This window comes from Pseudoalteromonas sp. 1_2015MBL_MicDiv (assembly GCF_002407505.1).
GTDB classification, from domain to species: domain Bacteria; phylum Pseudomonadota; class Gammaproteobacteria; order Enterobacterales; family Alteromonadaceae; genus Pseudoalteromonas; species Pseudoalteromonas fuliginea.
Map to the genome: position 1 here is coordinate 2,818,477 of NZ_CP012737.1, position 22,206 is coordinate 2,840,682.

The following is a 22,206-nucleotide window of genomic DNA, read 5'->3' on the forward strand; positions in this document are numbered from 1 at the left end:
ATTAACACCTACATTTTACTTTTCACTCTGTTGGTTGCAACGCTATTAGCGGGGTCGTCTGGCCAAAAGTGCTTAGGGTAGCGGCCTTTCATTTCCTTTTGCACATCGCGGTAACTGCTAGCCCAAAAGTGGGCTAAATCTTGAGTAAGTTGCAATGAGCGTTTACCTGGCGATAGCAACTCCATAAGCAGTGACAGCTTACCGTTGGCAAGCATAGGCGTACTGGTCAAGCCGTAAACCTCTTGCATACGCACGCTTAGCTTTGCGGGGCCATCAAGCTGGTATTCTATTTTTATATTTGAGCCACTTGGTACCGTTAAGCGCAGTGGTAACAATGCTTTTAACGCGGTTTGTTGTTGCCAATCAAAACAGTTTTGTAATGCTTCAAAGTAGTTAAACTTTTTAAGCTGCGTGAGCGTTTTAATATCTTCTAAAAACACGCCTAGCCACTGCGCTGCATTTTGAATAAGTTGTTGCTCGTTTATTTGCGGGAATTTATCGGGCATTAAATTACTTGCTAGGCTCATACGTATCAGCAATTGTTGCGCATCAGGTTGCTCGTTAAATAAAGCAAAACCGTGTTTAGCAAATAAGCTAAGCCACGCTTTAGCACGCTCGCTCTTATCTAGTTTTTGTTTACTAGGCTGGCTGCTGAGCGTTATAGCCCCGAGCTTTACTTCATCTTGATGAATAAAGCGCGCTGATTTTTCATCAAACTCACAACGAGTAAGTTCACTAAATAAATGCGGTAAAAATTCTTGTAACTCAAATGGGTTAAGCGCGGTGGCTGCAAATATACGCCCGCCTTTGTGCCCGCCCATGGTTGCTATGGCTAAGTAATCGTCGTTGTGCCAGTAATCGGCATTTAACTCAGCACCAGCACCATTGGCAAGTAAATAACCATTACCACGTTTTTTAGCAATACGATCTGGGTATGCCAATGCCACCAGCAAACTTATATAATGCGTATTTAATTCGCTGTTTTCGTCTTTTACTTTTAAGCGGCTTTGCCAATACTTTAACTGTTGTTTAAATACCGGATGCGGACGTTGCTGTTGGCTATGTAGCGCTAAACTCAACTCGTTTGCACTATTTACTCGGCTCTCAAGTAATGCCACTAAATAAATAGCGAGCCTAAAAATACCAGAGAGTTGGTCATCAAGTATTTGTGCTTTTAATAGCATATGCGCCAAACGAATATCAGCACCAAAACCTAACATTTTACTGCCAAGCGGTGTGAGCTTACCTTTGCTATCAATAGCTTCTAGCATGTTAAGCAGGTTACTTGCTTGCTCGCATTGTTGCTCAGTGGGCTTATCGAGCAAGGTTAGCTCATCAATACTGGCTCCCCATTGCTTTGCCTCAAGCATAAGCTGGCTTATGTCTGATGTGAGTATTTCGGGATTGTCGTGGCTATTACGTCGCTCAAAGGTTTGCTTTGAGCCAATTCGATAAACAATACCAGGCTCTATTCGCCCTGCACGTCCTGCACGCTGCACAGCAGAGGAGCGTGATATACTTTGTGTTGTGAGCTCTGTAACCCCTGTTTTTAAATTAAAGGTGGCTGCACGGCGCTTGCCGCTGTCAATTACAATGCGTATACCTTCAATAGTTAAACTGGTTTCGGCTACATTAGTGGTAAGCACTACTTTGCGCATGCCGTTTGGTGCAGGAGCAATAGCAGCTTGCTGATTGGCCTTATCTTGCTCGCCAAATAGCGTTGTAACTTGGCAGTTACTGGGTAAATCGCTCAGTGCTTGTTGCACGCGTAGTATCTCAAACTGCCCAGGTAAAAATACCAATGCGCTGCCTGTTTGCTCATTAAGTGCTTGTTTTATTATGTTAGGAATTGCATCAAGCCAGCGACTTTCATCTTTTATGGGTATGTATACTTCGTCTATTGGATAGCTGCGACCGCTTGATTGAATTACAGGGCAGTCAAAAAACGCAGTGTAACGCTCTGTATCAAGCGTTGCCGACATAAGCATAATGGTTAAATCTTCACGTAGCGCACTTTGGGTTTCAAGCGCAAAGGCAAGTGAGGTATCTGCTGCAATTGAACGTTCATGAAATTCATCAAATATCAGTAAATCAACATCGCTTAATTCGGGGTCGTTTTGCAGTATGCGCGTTAGCATGCCTTCGGTGACTATTTCGAGGCGCGTATTAGCGCTTACTTTACTCTCGCCTCTAATCCGCAAGCCCACACTTTGCCCAACACTCTCGTTTTGGCACTTTGCTAGGTAGCTGGCAATATTACGTGCAGCTATTCGGCGAGGCTCTAGCATTACAATACGTTTAAAATGCCCATCGCGCATAAGCTGCAGCGGCAACCACGTAGATTTACCCGCACCAGGCGGCGCTTGTAATAACGTAATAGGATTACTTTGTAATGTAGTAACGAGTTGTTGATATATGTCTTGAACCGGCAGCACTGCTATTTACCCAAAATTGCTTTGCGTGCATTGTAACAAAAACCAAAAATAAACGCGCCGCTAAAGCTATGTGGTTATAAGGGATTTAATAAAGGGTTACATAATCAGAAATAATTACAGACCGCTCTGTACATTTTTTAAGGATGTTTTCACAACATTAATCATTACTGCCTCAATAAAAACATAACACCATGATTATAAATGCAAAATAAAAATTTAACTTATTGGTACACGCCTTGCTCCTTTTATACTGAACGTTAATTAAATCTAAGTAAGGAGAAACTTATGAACAGCGATCGTATGAAAGGTAATTGGAACGAACTTAAAGGTAAGGCTCAACAAAAATGGGGCGATCTTACCAACGACGATTTAGACAAAATTGAAGGTAGCCGTACAGAGCTAGTTGGTAAAATCCAACAGCAGTATGGTAAATCTAAAGAAGAAGCAGAGCGTGAAGTTGATGAGTTTGAAAAAACTCACTAATCGCTAACTTCTAAAAAAACCGCCGAATGGCGGTTTTTTTGTTTAAGCTGTAGTTATTTAGCTACGCTTTTAACTGGTCACCTATTGGTAACTGCCTAATGCGCTTTCCGCACGCTGCAAAAATAGCGTTACACAATGCTGGCGCATAAACTGGTGTAGATGGCTCGCCTACCCCTGCTGGTGGTGCATCACTTTGTACAATTTCAACTTCAATCTCAAGAGGTGAGTCGCTCATACGCGGTACGCGATAATCATGAAAGTTACTTTGCTGTACGCGGCCTTTATCAAAAGTAATACCATCGCTGATTGCAGCTGTAATCCCATAAATAGAGCCACCTTGGGTTTGATTTTTAACGGTGTCGGTGTTTACAACCGTACCCGCATCAATAGCCACCCACGATTTAATTACTTTTAAATCACCAGCATCCGATACTTCTACTTCAACTACCGTCGCTACGTAAGTTAAAAAGCTTCTATGAGCTGCTATACCTAAACCTCGTCCTTTAGGAAGTTCTCGACCCCATTTACTCATGTCAGCTACTTTTTCAATAACATGGCGCAGCCTGCCAATATCTAACGGATAAACCGCTTTATCGCCACCGTAATTATCGTATGTAGCATTTTGCTCTGTTACATCAACAATACGACTCGGACCTATAGTGTCTAGTAAATAGTCTTTTTGGTCACGGCCAGCTTTGTGCGCCGCTTCGCCAATAAATGACTGAATAGCAAAGGCATGAAAAATATTTGATACAGAACGCATCCAACCAATTCGTGCTTTGGCTTGCGCATCACCGTTTTCTAACTTCATGTTAGGTGTGTTAATTGGGTTATCGGTAAACCCTAAGCGCAGTTCAAAGCTCCCTGGCGTAGTCGCCCCTTCTGAAAAGGTAGAGGTAATTGGTGAAAATGCGGTGCGGTGCAAATACGATTCTATAGCGCCATTTTTATCTAGCGATGCTTCAATGTGCTGAGCTGAAACTGCATGGTAAAAGCCATGTTGTATGTCGTCTTCACGCGTCCACTGCACACGAATGGGTTTGCCTACTTTCATTGAAAGATAAGCTGCTTCTGCTGAAAAGTCAGGTTTTGACTTACGCCCAAAACCGCCGCCGAGCATAGTAACGTGAACATTAATTTTGCTCTCATCCATGCCAAGCATTGCAGCCACTGTTTTCATATCGGCTTGTGGATTTTGCGTAGCAGCCCATATATCAATACTGTCTTTGTTGTACATAGCCGTTGCACAAGGCGGCTCCATTGGGGCTTGAGCAAGGTGCGGCGCGTAATAATCAGCTACCAATTTATTGCTCGATTTAGCCAACACGCCCATAGCATCGCCTTTATCACGTATGTTTGCCTGTGGAGTTTGTACTGTTTTTAATAATGACTTTTTAAATTCTTTTGAATTGTAATCCCCATTTTTGCCATCATCCCACACGACTTTTAATGCTTTACGCCCTTGCCATGCAGCCCATGTGTTTTTAGCTATAATCGCAATGCCACCTTTTGGCTGAAACTGCGGTGCGCCTTTTGGTGCAGGTATTTCAATAACATCTATAACGCCGTTTATCGCTTTTGTAGCACTGGCATCAAATGACTTAACAACACCGCCCACTACCGGCGGGCGTTCAATTATAGCCACCAGCGCTTGTGGTTCGCGTACATCGGCTGCAAATATAGCTTTGCCTGTTACTAAGTCGGCTAAATCTATGTGCGCCATGCCGGTATTAATATAGCGCCATTCTTTGCGTGTTTTAAGTGTTAGTTTGTCAGCTTCTGGTGGCGTTATTGTAAGCGCTAGGTCGATTAAATCTTTATAAGTAAGCGATTTACCTGAGCTGTGTGTAACAACGTGTTGATTAGCAGTACAGGTTTGTGGCTCAACTTTCCAATACTTAGCAGCAGCATGCTGCATCATGTAACGCACACTTGCGCCCATTTCACGCAGGCGCTGCATGTTGTAGCGGATACTGCGCGAGCCATCGGTATTTTGATCGCCGTATTTAGGGTCGCCCTTCCCCTGAATAACAATAACCTTATCCCACGCGGCTTCCATTTCATCGGCAACTATTTGTGCAATCGCGGTGCGAATTTGTTGACCCATTTCAGAGCGATGACACGTTATTTCAACCATGCCGTCAGGGCGCAGTGCAATAAATAAGTTTGCGCGTTTTGCAAGCTCAGATGGCTGTTCTAACACACCCGCAAATGCTCTTGGCGCACGGCCTACAAAATAAGTACCGAGTACTAACGCACCTATTGCACTGGTTTTTAAAAATTGACGGCGGTTTAAATCAAAGTATTTATTATCTTGGCTCATACTTCTTCCCCTTGCTCATTTGGGTCAAAATACTGCACGCCCGCAATAGTTTTAGCGGCTGATTTAATTGCTTTATGAATGCGCGGATATGTACCACAACGGCAAATGTTTCCCGACATGTTACTTACTATTTCATCATCGGTTGGGTTTGGATTGGCAGCTAATAAACTCGCCGCTTGCATCATTTGGCCGCACTGACAAAAGCCACATTGCGGTACTTTATGCTCAACCCATGCTTGTTGCACTGGATGGTCGCCATCTTCACTTAGCCCTTCAATTGTAGTAATTGAAAGACCCGCTACTGCCGCTACAGGTAATACACACGAGCGCTGAGCTACCCCATCAATATGCACAGTACACGCACCGCACTGAGCCATACCACAGCCAAATTTAGGGCCGGTTAAATTCAATTCGTCTCGGAGATACCATAATACTGGCGTTGACGGATCGCCAGAAAACTCATGTTTTTTACCATTAATGGTAAGCGTGATCATACTAAACTCCTTGGCAAAGCGCTTTACAGGAGGGTTCCTTGTCGCGCGAGAACTATTTTTAATTACTTACTATTTTATACTTACTACTTTTAGCCTACCACTTAGATCTGTTTTATAAAAATACTAATTATTAGAACGTTAGTAAAAATAGGACAACCAACTAACCACAATTTAGATAAAATTTAGGTAGCCGTAAACAGCTTGTTGGTAAAATTGAGCAACAATACGCTAAACCAAGAAAAGTAAATGAGTTGAGAAAGGTTATTAATTTATAAGCATTTTAACTAAAGTAGTGCATCACTGTAGCTATCCAAAACTTTATAATGGATAAATTACTGTTCTGACAACCCATAATTGCCACCGGTGGCAATTGAATGTAGAATAAATTTAATATTAATTAATTTGGTAAAATCTATGAAAATCGCATTAATGAATGAATTTAGTCAAGCAGCAAAAAACCCTATTGTACTTGAGCAACTTAATACTGTGGCCAAAGCCCAAGATCATCAGGTATTTAATGTTGGCATGGATGGTGACAACGACCATAGATTAACATATATCCACCTAGGAATTATCGCCAGTCTATTGCTTAACTCTAAAGCTGTGGACTTTGTTGTAACAGGTTGTGGCACAGGCCAAGGTGCACTTATGGCTAGCAATGCTTTTCCGGGTGTTGCATGTGGTTATTGTATTGACCCTTCTGATGCATATCTATTTGCACAAATAAACAATGGTAATGCACTGGCTTTACCGTATGCAAAAGGTTTTGGGTGGGGTGCTGAGCTAAATATAAAATACATTTTCGAAAAAGCATTTACAGGTGAAAAAGGTCAAGGTTATCCAGCTGATCGTAAAGAATCTCAAGTGACTAACGCTGGTATTTTAAGTCAATTAAAAGTAGATATAGCTAAAGATTATCTCAAGGCACTTGAATCGATAGACCCCGACCTTATTAAACAAGCTATTGGCGGCTCACGGTTTCAAGATTGTTTCTTTAAGCATTGTAAAGACGAAGCAATAGCAGCATTTGTTAAAGCTAGAGCTTAATAATAAAATTGTCACATAGCCTGAGCTCTGGTTAAGAGATTTACTAATATATTGAACCATAATGATATTTAGATTTATTATCCAGAGTTCAGGTTACATACCTCTAATAGCAGCTTCTGCATCATCTTGGGATAACAACTACTCACGTCTTTAAGACCTAAAGCCAACCTGCAGTGAGGTAATAGCAGCCAATAATGGTTACATGTAGTATGTAACTATAACGCCCATTTTTAAACGTATAATGGTGATTACCGCCAGCGCCACTAACCGTTACATCGCCGTTAAATAAAACCATATCAGGCTTATCCTTTGCTCTTTTATTAATACCCCACACCGTATTGCTCTGATCCAATAATTTTGGACACCTCTGTAAGTAAAGTAAACTAAACTCACACAAGTGAAATATGACTAATACTAATCCGCAGTAATACTCGATTCAATTTGAGGGCTTAAACCTGACGCTAACTGTGTCAAAAATTTCTGATATACGACTGCACGGATGCAAGAAGTAGAGCAATGCAGGAGCAATTAGTGATAACAACTAAATAACGAAATTTTTGCCGTGTTATCGACACGATTTTCTTACCTCAAAATAGCTCACTTAATTAAGCAGATTGGTATCAACGTAAAGCGTATTCATGCAAAAAATTATGCAATCCGAAAAAATACGGTATCTTGCCCGCTACATATATGTTTTTCTCGAAATCACAAATAAAAAATTTACGATTTCGAGAATTAAATATAGAACAACAATCTAAAAACAGTTTTAAATTGCAAAATCAACAACTTAAATGTTGGCAGATTTATTGCTAATCCATGCTAAGTATTTTTATAAAAAGAGAGTTCACATGGACATAAAGCGTGACACATCAAGCAAGAAGACGGTAAATCGCCGTTACCTGTTAGTAGCCGTTTTAATTTTCTTAGTAATCTGGATAGTATTCAAATTTCAATCGAGCCAAAATCACAAAGTAGATTCGTCATCGCTTTCTATTGCTGAGGTAAAGAGAGGTGATTTACCTTTAGAAGTCAAAGGATTTGGCGTGCTGGAATCTGAAAGAAAACGCCTAATCACGGTACCCTTTTCAGCTGTAGTGGAAGAAGTCCTGTTGAAGCCTGGCGCGACGGTAAAACCGGATAGTGTTATTTTACGCATGTCTAACCCGGAGATAGATCAGGCAGTATTACAAGCGAAACAGGTCAAAAATAGCGCGAAGGTCGCATTAAAACAACTGCAACTTGAGCATCAAAAAGAGAATATGATAAACCTGAATAAATTGGCCGATACACAATTTGATACAAATTAGGTTAACGTGTTGAGCTAGTAATGGGGTTGGTAAAACCATTAGATTTGATTGAGCCTGCACGTTAACCGCTCATATTTTAAATACTGGATATGCCCAATGTTTGAGCCACAAAGGGTTGGTTATGTGTAAGCATAAACCACAGACTTGTTACAGCGCAGTGTGTAAACACAGCCATAAACTGGACTGACATGGTACTAAACGATGACTGAGGCGAAAGCCAATGGCCTTAATTAATCATCAATAATGCTTAATTAAACTGCCTAAATTCATATGGGTGACTGGTGCATATTCACACCAATCGACGTCATTACTAGGTGCGTAGTCATATTTAAATTGAGTTTAAATAATAAGAACACTTGGTTTTTGAATAAAAAGATCAAGGAAACACAGCTGCCTGCTTGACCGGAACTTTCTAATGGGTGACCCTTTTGGCTTTTCCGCTCAAATGTAGTCTATAAACTTCATTTATAACCTTTATTAAAGTTCACTTTTTACAGAAAGCGTAAAACTGATTTTTATCCTACTAATAAAATTTAATTAATTTCTTAAATCAGTTAACCTATATCTACTTGAAAACGATACCTATAGAAAATCAATATCATGAATTTAAGGGACTAAAATGAATAATCACTCCAACAATATTGACTCTACTCAGGAGTTGTACACCCTTAACGAGTACAATGCTAAAGTAATTGATAAAATAAATGAAGCTCTCACAAGTCAAGGGAGAACTGAAGCAAAACAATCAAAAAAAAATGGTTCCTTTCAACAGGGTACTAATTATTATGTAGATAAGGATGGAGAAATTATATACATATGTATATTTTCTTATGTCCATGAAGGTGAGGATGATTTTAATTTTGATTTTCTTAAAACTATTAAGCTGAACCACATAAAAAGATTTGTTCTTATAGTAGATAAATTAGCTACTGTAGAATATTTATCTCATCTCACATCCTTAGAAGAAATTTTTATTATTACAAACAATGAAGTTCACTTAAATGATCTAGGAAAGCTAAAACTCTTAAACACATTAGAATTAAACTCTTCCTTTCAATCAAACTTAGTCCCCTTAAAAGATCTAACTAACCTAGAGAAAATGAGTGTTACCGTCGAAGATGAATCCGTTTTGTTTCCCATCAAAGAGCTGAAAAATCTAAAAGAGCTAAACTTATCTGGCAGCAAGATAAATAATCTAGAGTTGTTTAGTAATGGTTTTCCAAATTTAGCTAAGTTAAATTTGGCGGATTGTAATATAAAAAGAATTCCAGAAAGCTTTATAGATCTAAATTACGAAGTTCATTTGGACCAACGCATAGATTTTCACTTCCTAGACTTCACCAATGAAGATAAATTAGCTAACTTTTACGGAAATAACCTGACTATTCCACCAATAGAAATAGTGAAGCAAGGAAACCTAGTAATGAAAAAGTATTATCAGTCATTACAAGGGGAAACATCAAAATTAAACGAAGCTAAGTTGGTTCTAGTCGGTGAAGGTGCAGCCGGTAAAACATCACTCATAAATCGCTTTACCAAAAATGAATTTAACCCTAGAGAGGACAAAACGGATGGTATTTCAATTACTCCATGGAAAATAAATGTAGATAAAGAAGAAATAACTCTTCACTGCTGGGATTTTGGTGGGCAAGAAATAATGAGAGCGACTCATCAGTTATTCCTTTCTGAGAGAAGTATTTACGTCATAGTATTAGATGGAAGAAAAGATGAGAACCCTGAGCATTGGCTGAAACAAGTCTTAGCTGTAAGCAAAAACTCCCCCATTCTCATTGTTTTGAATAAAATTGACGACCATTATGATGACAACATTCGAAGACAGCATTTAAAAGAAAAGTACCCTAATATTCTTGGTTTTTATAAAGCGTCATGTAAATCAGGCACTGGTATAGCCAAGCTCAAAAATACTATAAAAGAAGAAGTCGCTAAGCTTGAAATGAGAAATTTTGTATTAGCTAAAAACTGGCTTGCAATAAAAGACGATTTGGGAGAATTAAAAAAAGAGTCTGACCATATATCTCACCAAGATTTTACCAAAATATGTACAAAACATTCGATTGAAGATCATCAAGTACAAAATATTCTTCTAACACTTTTAAACGATTTAGGCCACATAATTCATTTTAAAGAGTTGCAAGAGTTACAAACTCAAGTCCTGAATCCGACTTGGATCACGGAAGGGATTTACACTCTTTTAAATTCAGATGAGCTAGCTAAAAATGACGGTGTTATAACTATCGCTGAAGCTGAAAAAATACTTGAGGAAAAGCTAGACTTTTCCAGATATAGAGGAAAGTCTGTTTATCTAATGCAAGTGATGGAACAGTTCGAACTTTGCTACAGTATAGACACTAAACGAAATGACAAAAAATTCTTGGTTCCAGATTTATTACCTACAGAACTGACTAGAAACCCGACTGTAGATGATGGTATTGAATTTATTTATAAATACAATGACTATATGCCTCCAGAATTAATGGCGCGCTTTATAGTTAAAAGTCACATCTATCAAATACCTAAAAAGTGCTGGAGATACGGCGTTCTTTTGAAACACAAAGCATTTAAATCTTCCGCGCTAATTACTCAAGATAAAGAAGACCGAATAATAAAAATCAAAGTAGATGGAGCCGAGAGACGTAGCTTTTTAGCTGTATTACGTAGCTATTTTTCTGAAATACATTCAAGTTATAAAACTGAAAACATTGGTCTAGAAGAGCTTTTACCGCTTAGATGTACTGAAACCAATAAAGAAAGTTACCTTCCTTACGAACGATTAATAAAAATTGAGCAGCGTTTACTTACAGGTATTGGAAGTGATATTCAGTATGACCATATATTAAATATTGATTATTCAGTTGCAAAAATATTGGATGGCATTGAGAAGCCTGAAAGTAGACATCAAAGTTATAAAGATTTAGAAGAGAGGCTTACCGTGAATATTACACAAAATCAGACTGCAAACCCTGTAATAACAAATACCGCATCTCAACATAATGAACAAAGTTCTACCTTGACATCAAATATTAGTATAAACATCCAGCTAAAGGATTTTAGTAGTGATATGAAAAGCTGGAGCCAAGACCTATTCGAAGATTTAGTAGAAGATGAGGATGTAATTTCAAATAATGACACAGCTAAACTCTTAAAACGCTCTCAAAAAGAAATGGAAAGACTTTCTGCACCTCTAGATGAAATTGAGGATATTGAAAATAAAGAGGAAGCATCAAATAAGTCTGATAATTTTTCTAGGGTTAAAAACTTCCTTGAAGATGCATTAAATAAAACAAATAAAACTGGTGAGCTATTAGATAAGACGGGGGAAGGTATAAAGAAACTGCAATCTTTAGCAAGCAAATACAATAAAGTTGCAGAGCTATGTGCGATGCCTACAGTACCCAGTTTTTTACTGGGTAAATAATTATTTCTATCATAAATACCTATAATTTAAAGCTACAAAAAACGAGCCACTTTGGGCTCGTTTCTGTTTTACTAACAGCTGACCGCTTAGCTAATTAACCACTTAGCTCTATTCCGGCTCATAACCCAAATTAGGCGATAGCCATCTTTCAGCTTCTTCAAGCGTCATATTGGTTCGTTTAGCATAATCTTCAACTTGATCGCGTTGTACTGCGGCTACTGCGTAGTATTTAGCCTCAGGGTGTGAGAAGTACCAACCCGAAACAGCAGCACCTGGCCACATGGCGTACGAACTAGTTAGCTGTATACCAATGCGCTTTTCGGTATCGAGCAACTGCCAAATTTTCTTTTTCTCGGTGTGCTCTGGGCACGCAGGGTAACCTGGCGCTGGGCGAATACCTTGGTAGTTTTCGCGTATTAGCTCATCGTTTGCTAGGTTTTCGTCTGGTGCAAAACCCCAATACTCTTTACGTACTTTTTCGTGTAAGTATTCTGCAAACGCTTCAGCGAGCCTATCGGCAACCGCTTTTACCATTATTTTATTGTAGTCGTCTTGCTGTGCGTCAAACGCATTTGCTAAGTCGTCTTCTTCTAGGCCGCCCGTTACTGCAAACGCGCCAAAGTAATCAGGCGTGCCTTTGGGTGCTATGTAGTCGGCTAGGCAATAATTAGCAAAGTCGGTTTTTTCGGTTTGCTGACGTAAATGGCACGAAGTAGTTAATACTTCTTTGCGTGTTTCGTCGGTGTATATTTCTATGTCATCACCAACGCGGTTAGCAGGGAATAAACCTATTACGCCAAGTGGTTGCAAACTGCCTGCTTTTTCAAGGTCGTCTAACATATCGTTAGCGTCTTTAAATAAGCTTTGCGCTTGCTCGCCTACTACTTCATCGTCCATTATGCGCGGGTATTTACCGGCGATTGACCACGTCATAAAGTATGGCGTCCAATCTATGTATTTACGTAAAGTCGCGATTGATATATTTTTAAACTCGGTCACGCCCAGCTTTTTAGGCACTGGGGGTGTGTAGTTATCCCAATCAAGCTTTGCTGCGTTATCGCGTGCGCGCTGGATTGTAACAGGCTTAGAGCGTGGTTTTTTACGCGCTTGTTGCTCGCGTACTTTTACATATTCCGCTTGTGTTTTAGCTAAAAAGTCAGGTTTAAACTCTTTCGATAATAAGTTCGAAACCACACCCACCGCACGGCTGGCGTTATTTACATACACAACGCCTTTGTCATATTGCGGCTCAATTTTTACTGCTGTATGCGCTTTAGAGGTAGTTGCACCACCAATGAGTAGCGGCAGTTCAAAACCACGGCGTTTCATTTCTTTTGCTACGTGTACCATTTCGTCAAGCGATGGGGTAATTAAGCCCGATAAACCAATAATATCGGCTTTTTCGTCGATGGCGGTTTGCAGTATTTTATCGGCAGGTACCATTACGCCTAAATCAATAACTTCGTAGTTATTACATTGTAGTACCACGCCTACAATATTTTTACCTATGTCGTGTACGTCACCTTTTACGGTCGCCATCACTATTTTACCGTTAGTTGAGCCTTCTTCTTTTTCAAGCTCAATGTATGGGTCTAGGTAGGCTACAGCTCGCTTCATTACGCGCGCCGATTTAACCACTTGTGGTAAAAACATCTTACCTGCGCCAAATAAATCTCCTACTACGTTCATGCCGTCCATTAACGGCCCTTCAATTACGTGAATAGGTTTAGCTGCTGCGGCGCGGCATTCTTCGGTATCTTCATCTATAAAGGTAGTAATACCTTTAACAAGCGCGTGCTCAAGGCGTTTTGCAACAGGCCATGTGCGCCACTCTAAATCTTCTACTCGCTCGGCTTGCGCCATACCCGAGTATTTTGGTGCAAGCTCAACTAAGCGCTCGCCTGCACATGGGTCTGTGTTAAGTATTACGTCGGTAACGGCTTTGCGTAGTTCTTCTGGTATATCATCGTAAACGGCGAGTTGCCCCGCATTTACAATACCCATGTCCATACCGGCTTGAATAGCATGATATAAAAATACCGAGTGAATGGCTTCACGTACGGGGTTATTACCCCTAAACGAAAACGATACATTTGATACACCGCCCGACACTTTACAGTGCGGCAAATTTTGCTTAATGCGGCGTGTGCCTTCAATAAATTCTACGGCATAGTTGTCGTGCTCTTCAATACCGGTGGCTACGGCAAATATATTAGGGTCGAATATAATATCTTCTGGCGCAAAGCCAATGTCTTCTACCAATATTTTATAACTGCGCGCACATATTGCGAACTTACGGTCTGCCGTGTCGGCTTGCCCGTCGGTATCAAACGCCATTACAACAGCGGCTGCACCAAAGCGCTTTATTATTTTAGCTTGGCGAATAAATGGCTCTTCGCCCTCTTTTAGCGATATAGAATTAACAATTGCCTTGCCTTGAATACACTTTAAGCCTGCTTCTATTACTTCCCATTTTGAGGAGTCGACCATAATTGGTACGCGAGAAATATCAGGCTCTGAGGCTATTAAGTTTAAAAACTTAACCATGGCGGCTTTTGAGTCCAACATGGCTTCGTCCATGTTTATATCAATAACCTGTGCGCCATTTTCTACTTGTTCGCGGGCCACTGTTAGCGCGGCTTCAAAGTCTTCTTCCATGATTAAACGTTTAAACATGGCAGAACCGGTTACATTGGTACGTTCGCCGACATTAGTAAATACTGCTATTTGTTGGGTCATGTTGGCTCCTTAATTTAAGTTACAGGCTTCAAGGCCTGATAAACGCATGCGTACTTCAAGCTCTGGCAGTTGGCGTGGTTTAACGCCCGCTAGACCTTTTGCAAAAGCACGAATATGCGCAGGCGTGGTGCCACAACATCCACCTACAATATTAATAAAGCCCGATTTACCCCAATCGATAATTTCGGTTGCCATTTCAGGCGCTTCTAAGTCGTATTCACCGAACTCATTAGGCAAGCCCGCATTAGGGTGCACCGATGTAAAGGTTTCGCACACGCGCGACAACTCTTCTACGTATTGGCGCAGTAAATCAGGGCCAAGCGCACAGTTTAGACCTATCGAAATAGGCTTAATATGGCGAATAGAGTTATAAAATGCTTCGGTTGTTTGCCCCGAAAGCGTACGGCCAGAGGCGTCGGTAATAGTCCCCGAAATCATAACTGGTAATTTACGCCCTGCCTGCTCAAAGGCTTCTTCTACGCCAAACGAGGCGGCTTTTGCATTAAGCGTGTCGAATATAGTTTCGATTAGTATTAAATCGGCGCCGCCTTCCATTAATGCAAGGGTTGATTCAATATACGCAGTAACCAGCTTATCAAAGGTGACATTTCGGTAACCCGGATCGTTTACGTCTGGCGAAATTGAACAGGTTTTAGATGTCGGCCCTAAAACACCCGCTACATAGCGTGGTTTTTCTGGCGTTTTAGCCGTAAATTCATCACAAATGGCGCGTGCTAATTTAGCCGACTCTAGGTTTATTTCACGGCTTAGGTTTGCCATGTCGTAATCTTCCATCGAAATAGTGGTCGAGTTAAACGTGTTGGTTTCAATAATATCGGCGCCCGCTGATAAAAAACCACGATGAATATCAGTGATTAAGTCGGGCTTAGTTAGGCTTAATAAATCGTTATTGCCTTTAATTAATACATGCCAGTCTTTAAAACGCTCTGCGCGATAGTCTTCTTCTTCTAGCTTATGATCTTGGATCATGGTGCCCATAGCGCCATCTAAAATTAAGATGCGTTCTTTTAATGCAGCACTTATTTCGGCTTGCTTATTATTTGTAGGCGCGTTATTCGGCATAGTTGTTAGTCCTCACGTCTTGGCTAACTAAATTAATATCATACGGTGTGGTTTGGTACACGTAGTAATTTAACCAGTTCGAAAAAAGTAAAAAAGCATGGCTTTGCCACGTTTTTGAAGGTTGTTTGGTTGCATCGTCATCCGGAAAGTAATTTTCGGGCTTTGGTGCATTAGGGCTTTTTTTACAATCGCGCTCGTATTCTGCTTTTAGCGAGTCGGCGTCGTACTCTGGGTGGCCGGTTATAAACACTTGGCTACCTGATTTATTTTTAAGTAAGTAAGCCCCTACTCGCTCAGAACCTGCCAGTACAACGAGTTCTTCACAGGCGTTTATCTTATTTATATCAATATGGCCGTAGCGTGAGTGCGGTACCAAAAAGGTATCGTCGAATCCGCGAGTCAGTGCACCGTGATCAAAATAACACTGGTGAGTAAATACGCCACACAGTTTATCGTCTTTTAAATCGCGTTTTAAATTGTAACGGTGATATAACGCTGCATGCGCTGCCCAACACGAAAACAACGTAGAGGTAACGTGTTGCTCAGCCCAATCAATAATGACTTTTAGCTCATCCCAATACGCTACATCGTCGTATTCTAAATGCGCAAGTGGCGCACCGGTTACTATTAATGCATCGTAATTGTTGTCTTTAACCTCAGAAAAATAACGGTAAAAGGTATCAAGGTGCTCTTCTGAATTGCTGCTACTGCGGTGAGTGTCGAGGCGCAGTAGTTCTACGTTTACTTGCAAAGGCGAATTGGCAAGTAAGCGAATAAACTGAACTTCGGTTTCTACTTTATTAGGCATTAAGTTTAAAATAGCCAAACGCATTGGGCGTATTTCTTGCGTTTTTGCACGACTTTTTGGCATTACAAATACGTTTTCTTGACGTAAACGTGCAATTGCCGGCAACTCGTCTTTTACTGTAATTGGCATACTTTACTCCTGCTCATAAAAACCGAAGCTTAATTATGAACTGAAAGTAAAAAATATCAACCTCTAGATGTATAGATGTCCAAATGAAATTTATTCATGATTTTATACTTTACTTACAAGCATGCTTTAGTGCTTTAAACCCGCCATTCGTTGACTGTTTCACCTGAGAGCCACTACAATACAACATTGAAAATTTTATTATTATTTGAAGGCTCCTTTCATGGTTTTACCTGATAAATTTATATTCTCGATGAGTCGAGTATCTAAGGTTGTGCCACCTAAGCGCACTATCTTAAAAGATATTTCGTTGCACTTTTTCCCTGGCGCTAAAATTGGTGTGCTTGGTTTAAACGGTTCTGGTAAATCTACGTTACTACGTATTATGGCCGGTGTTGACCAAGACTTTGAAGGTGAAGCACATCCTCAGCCTGGTACAAAAATTGGTTACTTGCCGCAAGAGCCAGTACTGGACGAAAGCAAAACAGTGCGCGAAATTGTCGAAGAAGCCGTTGGCGAAGTTAAACATGCACTTAGCCGTCTTGACGAAGTATATAACGAGTACGCAATGGAAGGTGCTGACTTTGACGCACTTGCAAAAGAGCAAGGCGAGCTTGAAGCGGTTATTCAGGCACACGATGGTCATAACATCGATAACGTTTTAGAACGCGCAGCTGATGCACTTCGCCTACCAGAATGGGATGCTAAAATTGAGCACCTTTCAGGTGGTGAGCGTCGTCGTGTTGCTATATGTCGATTATTACTTGAAAAACCAGACATGCTTATTCTCGATGAGCCAACTAACCACTTGGATGCTGAGTCGGTTGCATGGTTAGAGCGCTTCTTACACGATTACGAAGGCACTGTTGTGGCAGTAACGCATGACCGTTACTTCCTTGATAATGTAGCTGGCTGGATATTAGAGCTTGACCGTGGTGAAGGTATTCCGTGGGAAGGTAACTACTCTTCTTGGCTTGAACAAAAAGATGCGCGCTTACAGCAAGAACAAAAATCTGAAAAAGCTCGTCAAAAATCAATTGCGCAAGAACTTGAATGGGTTCGTTCAAACCCTAAAGGTCGTCAAGCTAAGTCAAAAGCACGTATGGCTCAGTTTACTGAAATGCAGCAGTCTGATTACCAAAAACGTAACGAAACTAACGAGATGTTTATCCCACCTGGTCCGCGTTTAGGTGACCAAGTACTTGAAGTAACTAATCTTCGTAAGAGTTTTGGCGATCGCGTTTTAATTGATGACTTAAGCTTTAGCATGCCAAAAGGTGCCATTGTGGGCATTATTGGCGCGAATGGCGCGGGTAAATCAACGTTATTTAAAATGATAAGCGGTGAGCAAACGCAAGACAGCGGTAGCATCAGCGTTGGCGAAACAGTACACCTTGCGACTGTTGATCAGTTCCGCGACGGTATGGACGAAAGCAAAACTGTTTTTCAAGAAATATCAGACGGACAAGACGTACTGAAAATTGGTAACTTTGAGTTCCCAAGCCGAGCATATGTAAGTCGCTTTAACTTTAAAGGTAACGATCAGCAAAAGTTTGTTAAAGACCTATCAGGTGGTGAGCGTAACCGTTTACACCTTGCTAAGTTATTAAAAGCTGGCGGCAATGTGTTACTACTCGATGAGCCAACCAATGACTTGGACGTTGAAACACTACGTGCACTGGAGAACGCTATTTTAGAGTTCCCAGGTTGTGTAATGTGTATCTCGCATGACCGTTGGTTCCTTGACCGTATTGCTACACATATTTTAGATTACCGTGATGAAGGTCAAATTAACTTCTTTGATGGTAACTACACTGAATATGAAGAGTGGCTTAAAAAGACCCTAGGCGCTGAGGCAACTCAACCTAAACGTATTAAATACAAAAAAATTGGCTAAAATATTGGTTAATTTTATGTTTGTATAACTTAAGCCCTGCACTTTGCAGGGCTTTTTTATGCCACCAGCATTACAGGAGCACATCTTGCTAGCATGTAGAGAATTACCCGCTATGCTTAATTTATTATAAAAACAGTAAGGCTAAATTAGGTTATGCAAAATCGTCGTCAGTTTTCTCGTGTTTTATTTTCAACCGATGCACAAGTAATTTTTAATGATCACCAATACCCATGTAAGTTACTTGATGTATCTTTACATGGCGCATTAATCACTAAATGTGATGCTTTTATTGGCAACCAAAATAGCCAAGCTGTTCTGCGTTTTTCGCTGCCTCAAAGCGAAATAGAAATAAAAATGGAGGTTGTGGTGTGCCATATAGAAGCGGATCATATTGGTTTAAAATGCCACCATATTGATATAGACAGCATTACTTATTTAAAGCGTTTAATAGAGCTAAACTTAGCTGATGACGAACTATTACATCGCGAACTCGCCATGTTGATTCACGACACACAAGAATAGACTCATTAGGATTAGTTGATTACCATAGGGCAAATTTTTCAACGTGTGAATACATGACTTTAAATCCACATTTACCTTTGGTGTATCATCCTAACTATTCGTTTAGCTTTGATCCAAAGCATCGTTTTGCAATGAGTAAGTTTGCACATTTATATCAGCATGTTGAAGAGCTGGGTTTGATTGGCGATAACCTCGTTGAGCCAATATTAGGCACGCCAGCGCCACTTGAGCTAATACACTGCGAAAATTACATACACGATTTGTGGAACAACCGCTTAGATGAAAAAGCCATGCGCCGCATTGGCCTACCTTGGTCAAAAGAGCTCATGGCGCGCACATTTACAGCCCCTCAAGGCACATTACAAACGGCTCGTTTAGCGCTAAAACATGGCATAGCATGTCACCTTGCTGGTGGGACACACCACGCACATACCGATTTTGGCTCAGGCTACTGCATGGTTAACGACCTTGCCTTTACCACGCAAACTTTAATTGAATCGGGTGAAGTAACTAACGTACTTATTTTTGATTTAGACGTGCACCAAGGTGATGGCACTGCGGCCATGTTACAGCATCAGGCATACGCTTATACTTGTTCTATCCATTGTGAAAAAAACTTCCCCTTTAGAAAATCCGCTAGCGATTTAGATTTTGGCTTAGCAGATAATATGAAAGACGACGAATACCTTGCCGTAGTTGACGACACCTTGAGTTATTTACTTAAAGAGCTAAACCCAAGCTTGGTACTTTATGATGCTGGCGTTGATATTTGGCAAGGCGATGGTTTGGGTAAATTAGATATTAGCTGGGATGGTATAATTAAACGCGACCATTTAGTGTTAAAACGCTGCCTTGAACACAACACACCAGTGGCGACAGTAATAGGTGGAGGTTATGATAAAGACCATCTTCGCCTCGCTAAACGCCACGCTATTGTTGTTGAGCAAGCCGCTCGCTTTTAGTGTGAAATAAAAATGTTAAATTCTCGTTCTTATTTAATACATATAATAAAAACGAAAATACTATGAAACAGCTATTTATCGCCATCACACTCACTTTGTTAAGCTTTACAGCGCATGCGCAACAGGAAATAACAAATACCACCCACCCTAAATTACCTACATTAAATTTACAAATGGCCGACGGTTCTATAATTAATACCCACGATTTACTAGGCCAGCCTTATGTTTTACATTTTTGGGCCACTTGGTGCCCATACTGTAAAAAGCTGCAACCGGCACTTCAAAAAATTGATGATATGGGCTTAAAGGTCATTGCAGTTAGTTTTAAAGAAGATGAAGATGCTGCTCCCGCCAAAGCTCTTAGCGACAGAGGTTATACTTTTAAAACAGCAATAAAGGCTGATGCGATAGCTAAACAGTTAGGGATCAGAGGTACGCCTACTACGTTATTTATTAATAAACAGGGCGATGTGATTTGGCTCACTAACACCTCAAATCCAGAAGATGCAAACTTGCATTTAAATGCACGTACGTTACTTCACTCTATGGAGCTAAAAACAGAGTAATTTACTGCGTTTTTAGCTGACTTGGCGTTAAACCCGTCCAACGCTTAAAAGCACGCCGAAAATTTGGGATGTCATAAAATGCTAGACGCTCAGCAACTTGTTCATTACATTTAGCACGTAAGGTAAGTAGGTAAATTGCTTTGTGTTTGTTTTGCTCGTCAATTAGCGCTGAAAAGCCTACTCCGTTAATTTTCAGTTTTCGTTTAAATGTAGCTGAACTCATAGCAAAGTGCTTTGCGGTACACTCTAAATTAGCACTTGGGTGAGAGTATAAATACCTACAAACGGCTTCAATAAAAGTCATGCTAACTAAATTTTTATTATGTAATTGAGACTGCGCTTGCATAAATCGTAATTGACTAGCGCACGGGTTCTTAGCCCTTAACATGGCTTTATTTAATACCCAGCGAGTACATGGCCTATCAAAACTTATCTTTAGCCCTAAATTTTGTTCGTACTCTTGAATATGCCGAGGGCGCTTAAAAGCAAAGTCAAACTGACAATGCGGGTAACTTTCGCTTACTCGTTTGAGTAAACTATAAAAAGCGGTGCTGTATATTTCTAATACGTAGTGGTGCAGCTCTTCATTGAGTCCATGAGCAGGTTGTAAATAAATATAATACTGCTCGCTTTTAATGTATGTTTGGCTAAATAATAAAGGCGCTAACTGCATTCTTAAATGCGCTAATTGCTTTAGTACTTGCCCTAAATCAGCACTGTAAATAAGCGCTTGTACTTCAACTCGCGTATCATTTATTAGCTGGCTACCAAGTAAAAAACCACTGTCGGTACTTTTCATTAACAGTTTAAATTGTGCTAGTAAACGCACCTGCTGAGATAAACTAAACGCATGTTGAAAGTTAAATAAATCTTGCTCAAATATTCCCGTACCACGCAGTAGTTTATGCAGTTCAATACCTCGACTTTGTGTTAATTCAACAATCGCAATTATAAGCCCTTGTGCACTTACAAACTTATCATCTTGATTAACAAAGGTGTGCACGTTGCGCTACTTTTTGTTGGTGCTTTTTTTGTTGTAACTGGCTATGCAATTGGCTTGTTAATGTACCTGTGTAATTACGTTCATGACCTTGAATTAAAGCCGTTGTTACATGCTGAAACTTTGCTTTTTTTGAGCCTTCCACTTTAAATGCGCAATACCTCAATGCCCCTTTAATTTGCATCATAAGCTCTTTTGCTTGTTGTTCTGTGGTTTCTGGCATTAACACCATAAAGCAGTCTCCTGCATACCTGCACACAACATCACTTAGCCGGCAGTTCATTAGCAATAACTCGCTCACCTCACGCAGTAACCTATCGCCTTCTTTAAAACCAAATTCGCTATTAAAATGCGAGAAGTCGCGTATATCAATAGCACCGAGCCACAAAGGCTGTGTGCTTAAAAGCTGATTTTTAATGGCTAAATCTAAGTACTGCGCTTTATAAAGCCCTGTTACAGAACAAACTTTACTGTGTTCACGCAAGTTAGCTTCACGGCGGCGTAATTGGCGATTTAATACATATTGCTCTTGATGCCAATAATACAACCCCAAGCTAGTTAGTAGCATGCCTACAGGGGCTGGTAATGACTCAATCCAACTTAGCCATTTGTGTGCTGGGTGCATTAACCACTCATCGAGTAAATCTAAAGTAGCTGAGAACATAAACAACCCTACGCCAATCACTAAATAAGTTGTTACTTTACTAGGGGGCCTTGAAATTAATAACACCGTGATCCATACCAGAGCCATGAGTACAATACCGCCCTCGCCCATAATATCTAGCCATTGAATATCAGCATACGTTTTAAGTACACCTAGGTAAGCGCTTAAAAAGCAGGCACTGAAAAACATCGCAATAATACAATTAACTAATAATCGGTGGCTGGTAAATGGGTTAAATCGCATTAATTATATCTTCTCTTTGTAGAGTCTATTTTTATGCTAACTCATATCTATATTTGCCAGCAGGGTCATAT

The 22,206-nt window shown here is 40.3% G+C and carries 17 protein-coding genes; 8 read left to right on the plus strand and 9 right to left on the minus strand.

The genetic code is table 11. The features are described from left to right. Positions 1 to 8 precede the first annotated feature (8 nt). Positions 9 to 2,435 (minus strand): ATP-dependent helicase HrpB, encoded by a 2,427-nt coding sequence (gene hrpB / locus AOR04_RS12625; RefSeq protein ID WP_096793537.1) that lies wholly within the window; start codon positions 2,433 to 2,435, stop codon positions 9 to 11. A 285-nt stretch (positions 2,436 to 2,720) separates the two neighbouring features. Between hrpB and AOR04_RS12630 the strand changes: the two genes are divergently transcribed. Beyond that, positions 2,721 to 2,918 (plus strand): CsbD family protein, encoded by a 198-nt coding sequence (locus AOR04_RS12630; RefSeq protein ID WP_008132353.1) that lies wholly within the window; start codon positions 2,721 to 2,723, stop codon positions 2,916 to 2,918. 61 nt (positions 2,919 to 2,979) lie between these two features. Here AOR04_RS12630 and AOR04_RS12635 read toward each other — a convergent pair whose 3' ends face one another. Both AOR04_RS12635 and AOR04_RS12640 read right to left on the minus strand, forming a co-directional pair. Further along, entirely contained in the window at positions 2,980 to 5,241 is a 2,262-nt protein-coding gene (locus AOR04_RS12635; protein WP_096793538.1) for a xanthine dehydrogenase family protein molybdopterin-binding subunit, read from the minus strand. Beyond that, a complete protein-coding gene (locus AOR04_RS12640) occupies positions 5,238 to 5,735 on the minus strand; it encodes a (2Fe-2S)-binding protein (RefSeq protein WP_096793539.1) in 498 nt (165 codons plus the stop codon). Before AOR04_RS12640 ends, AOR04_RS12635 begins: the two co-directional genes overlap by 4 nt. 414 nt (positions 5,736 to 6,149) lie before the next feature. On the opposite strand from AOR04_RS12640, the gene AOR04_RS12645 reads away from it, so the two are divergent. Then, positions 6,150 to 6,782: an RpiB/LacA/LacB family sugar-phosphate isomerase gene (locus AOR04_RS12645; protein ID WP_007376162.1), complete on the plus strand. Its 633-nt coding sequence runs from the start codon at positions 6,150 to 6,152 to the stop codon at positions 6,780 to 6,782. Between the two features lie 157 nt (positions 6,783 to 6,939). Here the strand turns inward: AOR04_RS12645 and AOR04_RS12650 are convergent, their stop codons facing one another. Continuing rightward, positions 6,940 to 7,077, minus strand: coding sequence for a hypothetical protein (locus tag AOR04_RS12650; protein WP_198403029.1), 138 nt, complete (start codon positions 7,075 to 7,077; stop codon positions 6,940 to 6,942). A 553-nt stretch (positions 7,078 to 7,630) separates the two neighbouring features. Between AOR04_RS12650 and AOR04_RS12655 the strand changes: the two genes are divergently transcribed. Together AOR04_RS12655 and AOR04_RS12660 are read left to right on the plus strand one after the other, a co-directional pair. Beyond that, positions 7,631 to 8,089 carry an efflux RND transporter periplasmic adaptor subunit gene (locus AOR04_RS12655; RefSeq protein WP_096793540.1) on the plus strand — a complete coding sequence of 153 codons (459 nt, stop codon included), beginning with the start codon at positions 7,631 to 7,633 and terminating at the stop codon, positions 8,087 to 8,089. A gap of 619 nt (positions 8,090 to 8,708) precedes the next feature. After that, positions 8,709 to 11,525 (plus strand): COR domain-containing protein, encoded by a 2,817-nt coding sequence (locus AOR04_RS12660; RefSeq protein ID WP_096793541.1) that lies wholly within the window; start codon positions 8,709 to 8,711, stop codon positions 11,523 to 11,525. Positions 11,526 to 11,633: 108 nt separating this feature from the next. On the opposite strand, the gene metH is transcribed toward AOR04_RS12660, so the two are convergent. From metH to metA, 3 genes are read right to left on the minus strand one after another with little or no spacing between them, the layout of a single operon-like run. Beyond that, complete coding sequence (gene metH / locus AOR04_RS12665; protein ID WP_096793542.1) at positions 11,634 to 14,264, minus strand: methionine synthase; 2,631 nt, start codon at positions 14,262 to 14,264, stop codon at positions 11,634 to 11,636. 9 nt (positions 14,265 to 14,273) lie between these two features. After that, the gene (locus AOR04_RS12670) at positions 14,274 to 15,347 is read right to left on the minus strand and encodes a homocysteine S-methyltransferase family protein (protein ID WP_008133982.1); all 1,074 of its coding nucleotides are present in this window, start codon (positions 15,345 to 15,347) and stop codon (positions 14,274 to 14,276) included. Continuing rightward, complete coding sequence (gene metA / locus AOR04_RS12675) at positions 15,337 to 16,284, minus strand: homoserine O-acetyltransferase MetA (protein ID WP_002958117.1); 948 nt, start codon at positions 16,282 to 16,284, stop codon at positions 15,337 to 15,339. Before metA ends, AOR04_RS12670 begins: the two co-directional genes overlap by 11 nt. Positions 16,285 to 16,504: 220 nt before the next feature. Between metA and ettA the strand changes: the two genes are divergently transcribed. The 4 genes from ettA (at position 16,505) to AOR04_RS12695 (ending at position 20,228) form a co-directional block, all read left to right on the plus strand. Continuing rightward, positions 16,505 to 18,178, plus strand: a complete 1,674-nt coding sequence (gene ettA, locus AOR04_RS12680) for an energy-dependent translational throttle protein EttA (RefSeq protein ID WP_096793543.1) — start codon at positions 16,505 to 16,507, stop codon at positions 18,176 to 18,178. 153 nt (positions 18,179 to 18,331) lie between these two features. Then, entirely contained in the window at positions 18,332 to 18,700 is a 369-nt protein-coding gene (locus tag AOR04_RS12685; protein ID WP_007581201.1) for a PilZ domain-containing protein, read from the plus strand. Positions 18,701 to 18,753: 53 nt separating this feature from the next. Beyond that, entirely contained in the window at positions 18,754 to 19,662 is a 909-nt protein-coding gene (locus AOR04_RS12690) for a histone deacetylase family protein (protein WP_096793544.1), read from the plus strand. 62 nt (positions 19,663 to 19,724) lie between these two features. Then, positions 19,725 to 20,228 (plus strand): TlpA family protein disulfide reductase, encoded by a 504-nt coding sequence (locus AOR04_RS12695; RefSeq protein ID WP_096793545.1) that lies wholly within the window; start codon positions 19,725 to 19,727, stop codon positions 20,226 to 20,228. Between the two features lies 1 nt (position 20,229). Here AOR04_RS12695 and AOR04_RS12700 read toward each other — a convergent pair whose 3' ends face one another. Continuing rightward, on the minus strand, positions 20,230 to 21,231 hold the full coding sequence (locus AOR04_RS12700) for a helix-turn-helix transcriptional regulator (protein WP_096793546.1): 1,002 nt from the start codon (positions 21,229 to 21,231) through the stop codon (positions 20,230 to 20,232). After that, positions 21,215 to 22,135 carry a GGDEF domain-containing protein gene (locus tag AOR04_RS12705; protein ID WP_096793547.1) on the minus strand — a complete coding sequence of 307 codons (921 nt, stop codon included), beginning with the start codon at positions 22,133 to 22,135 and terminating at the stop codon, positions 21,215 to 21,217. Before AOR04_RS12705 ends, AOR04_RS12700 begins: the two co-directional genes overlap by 17 nt. Positions 22,136 to 22,206: the final 71 nt, after the last annotated feature.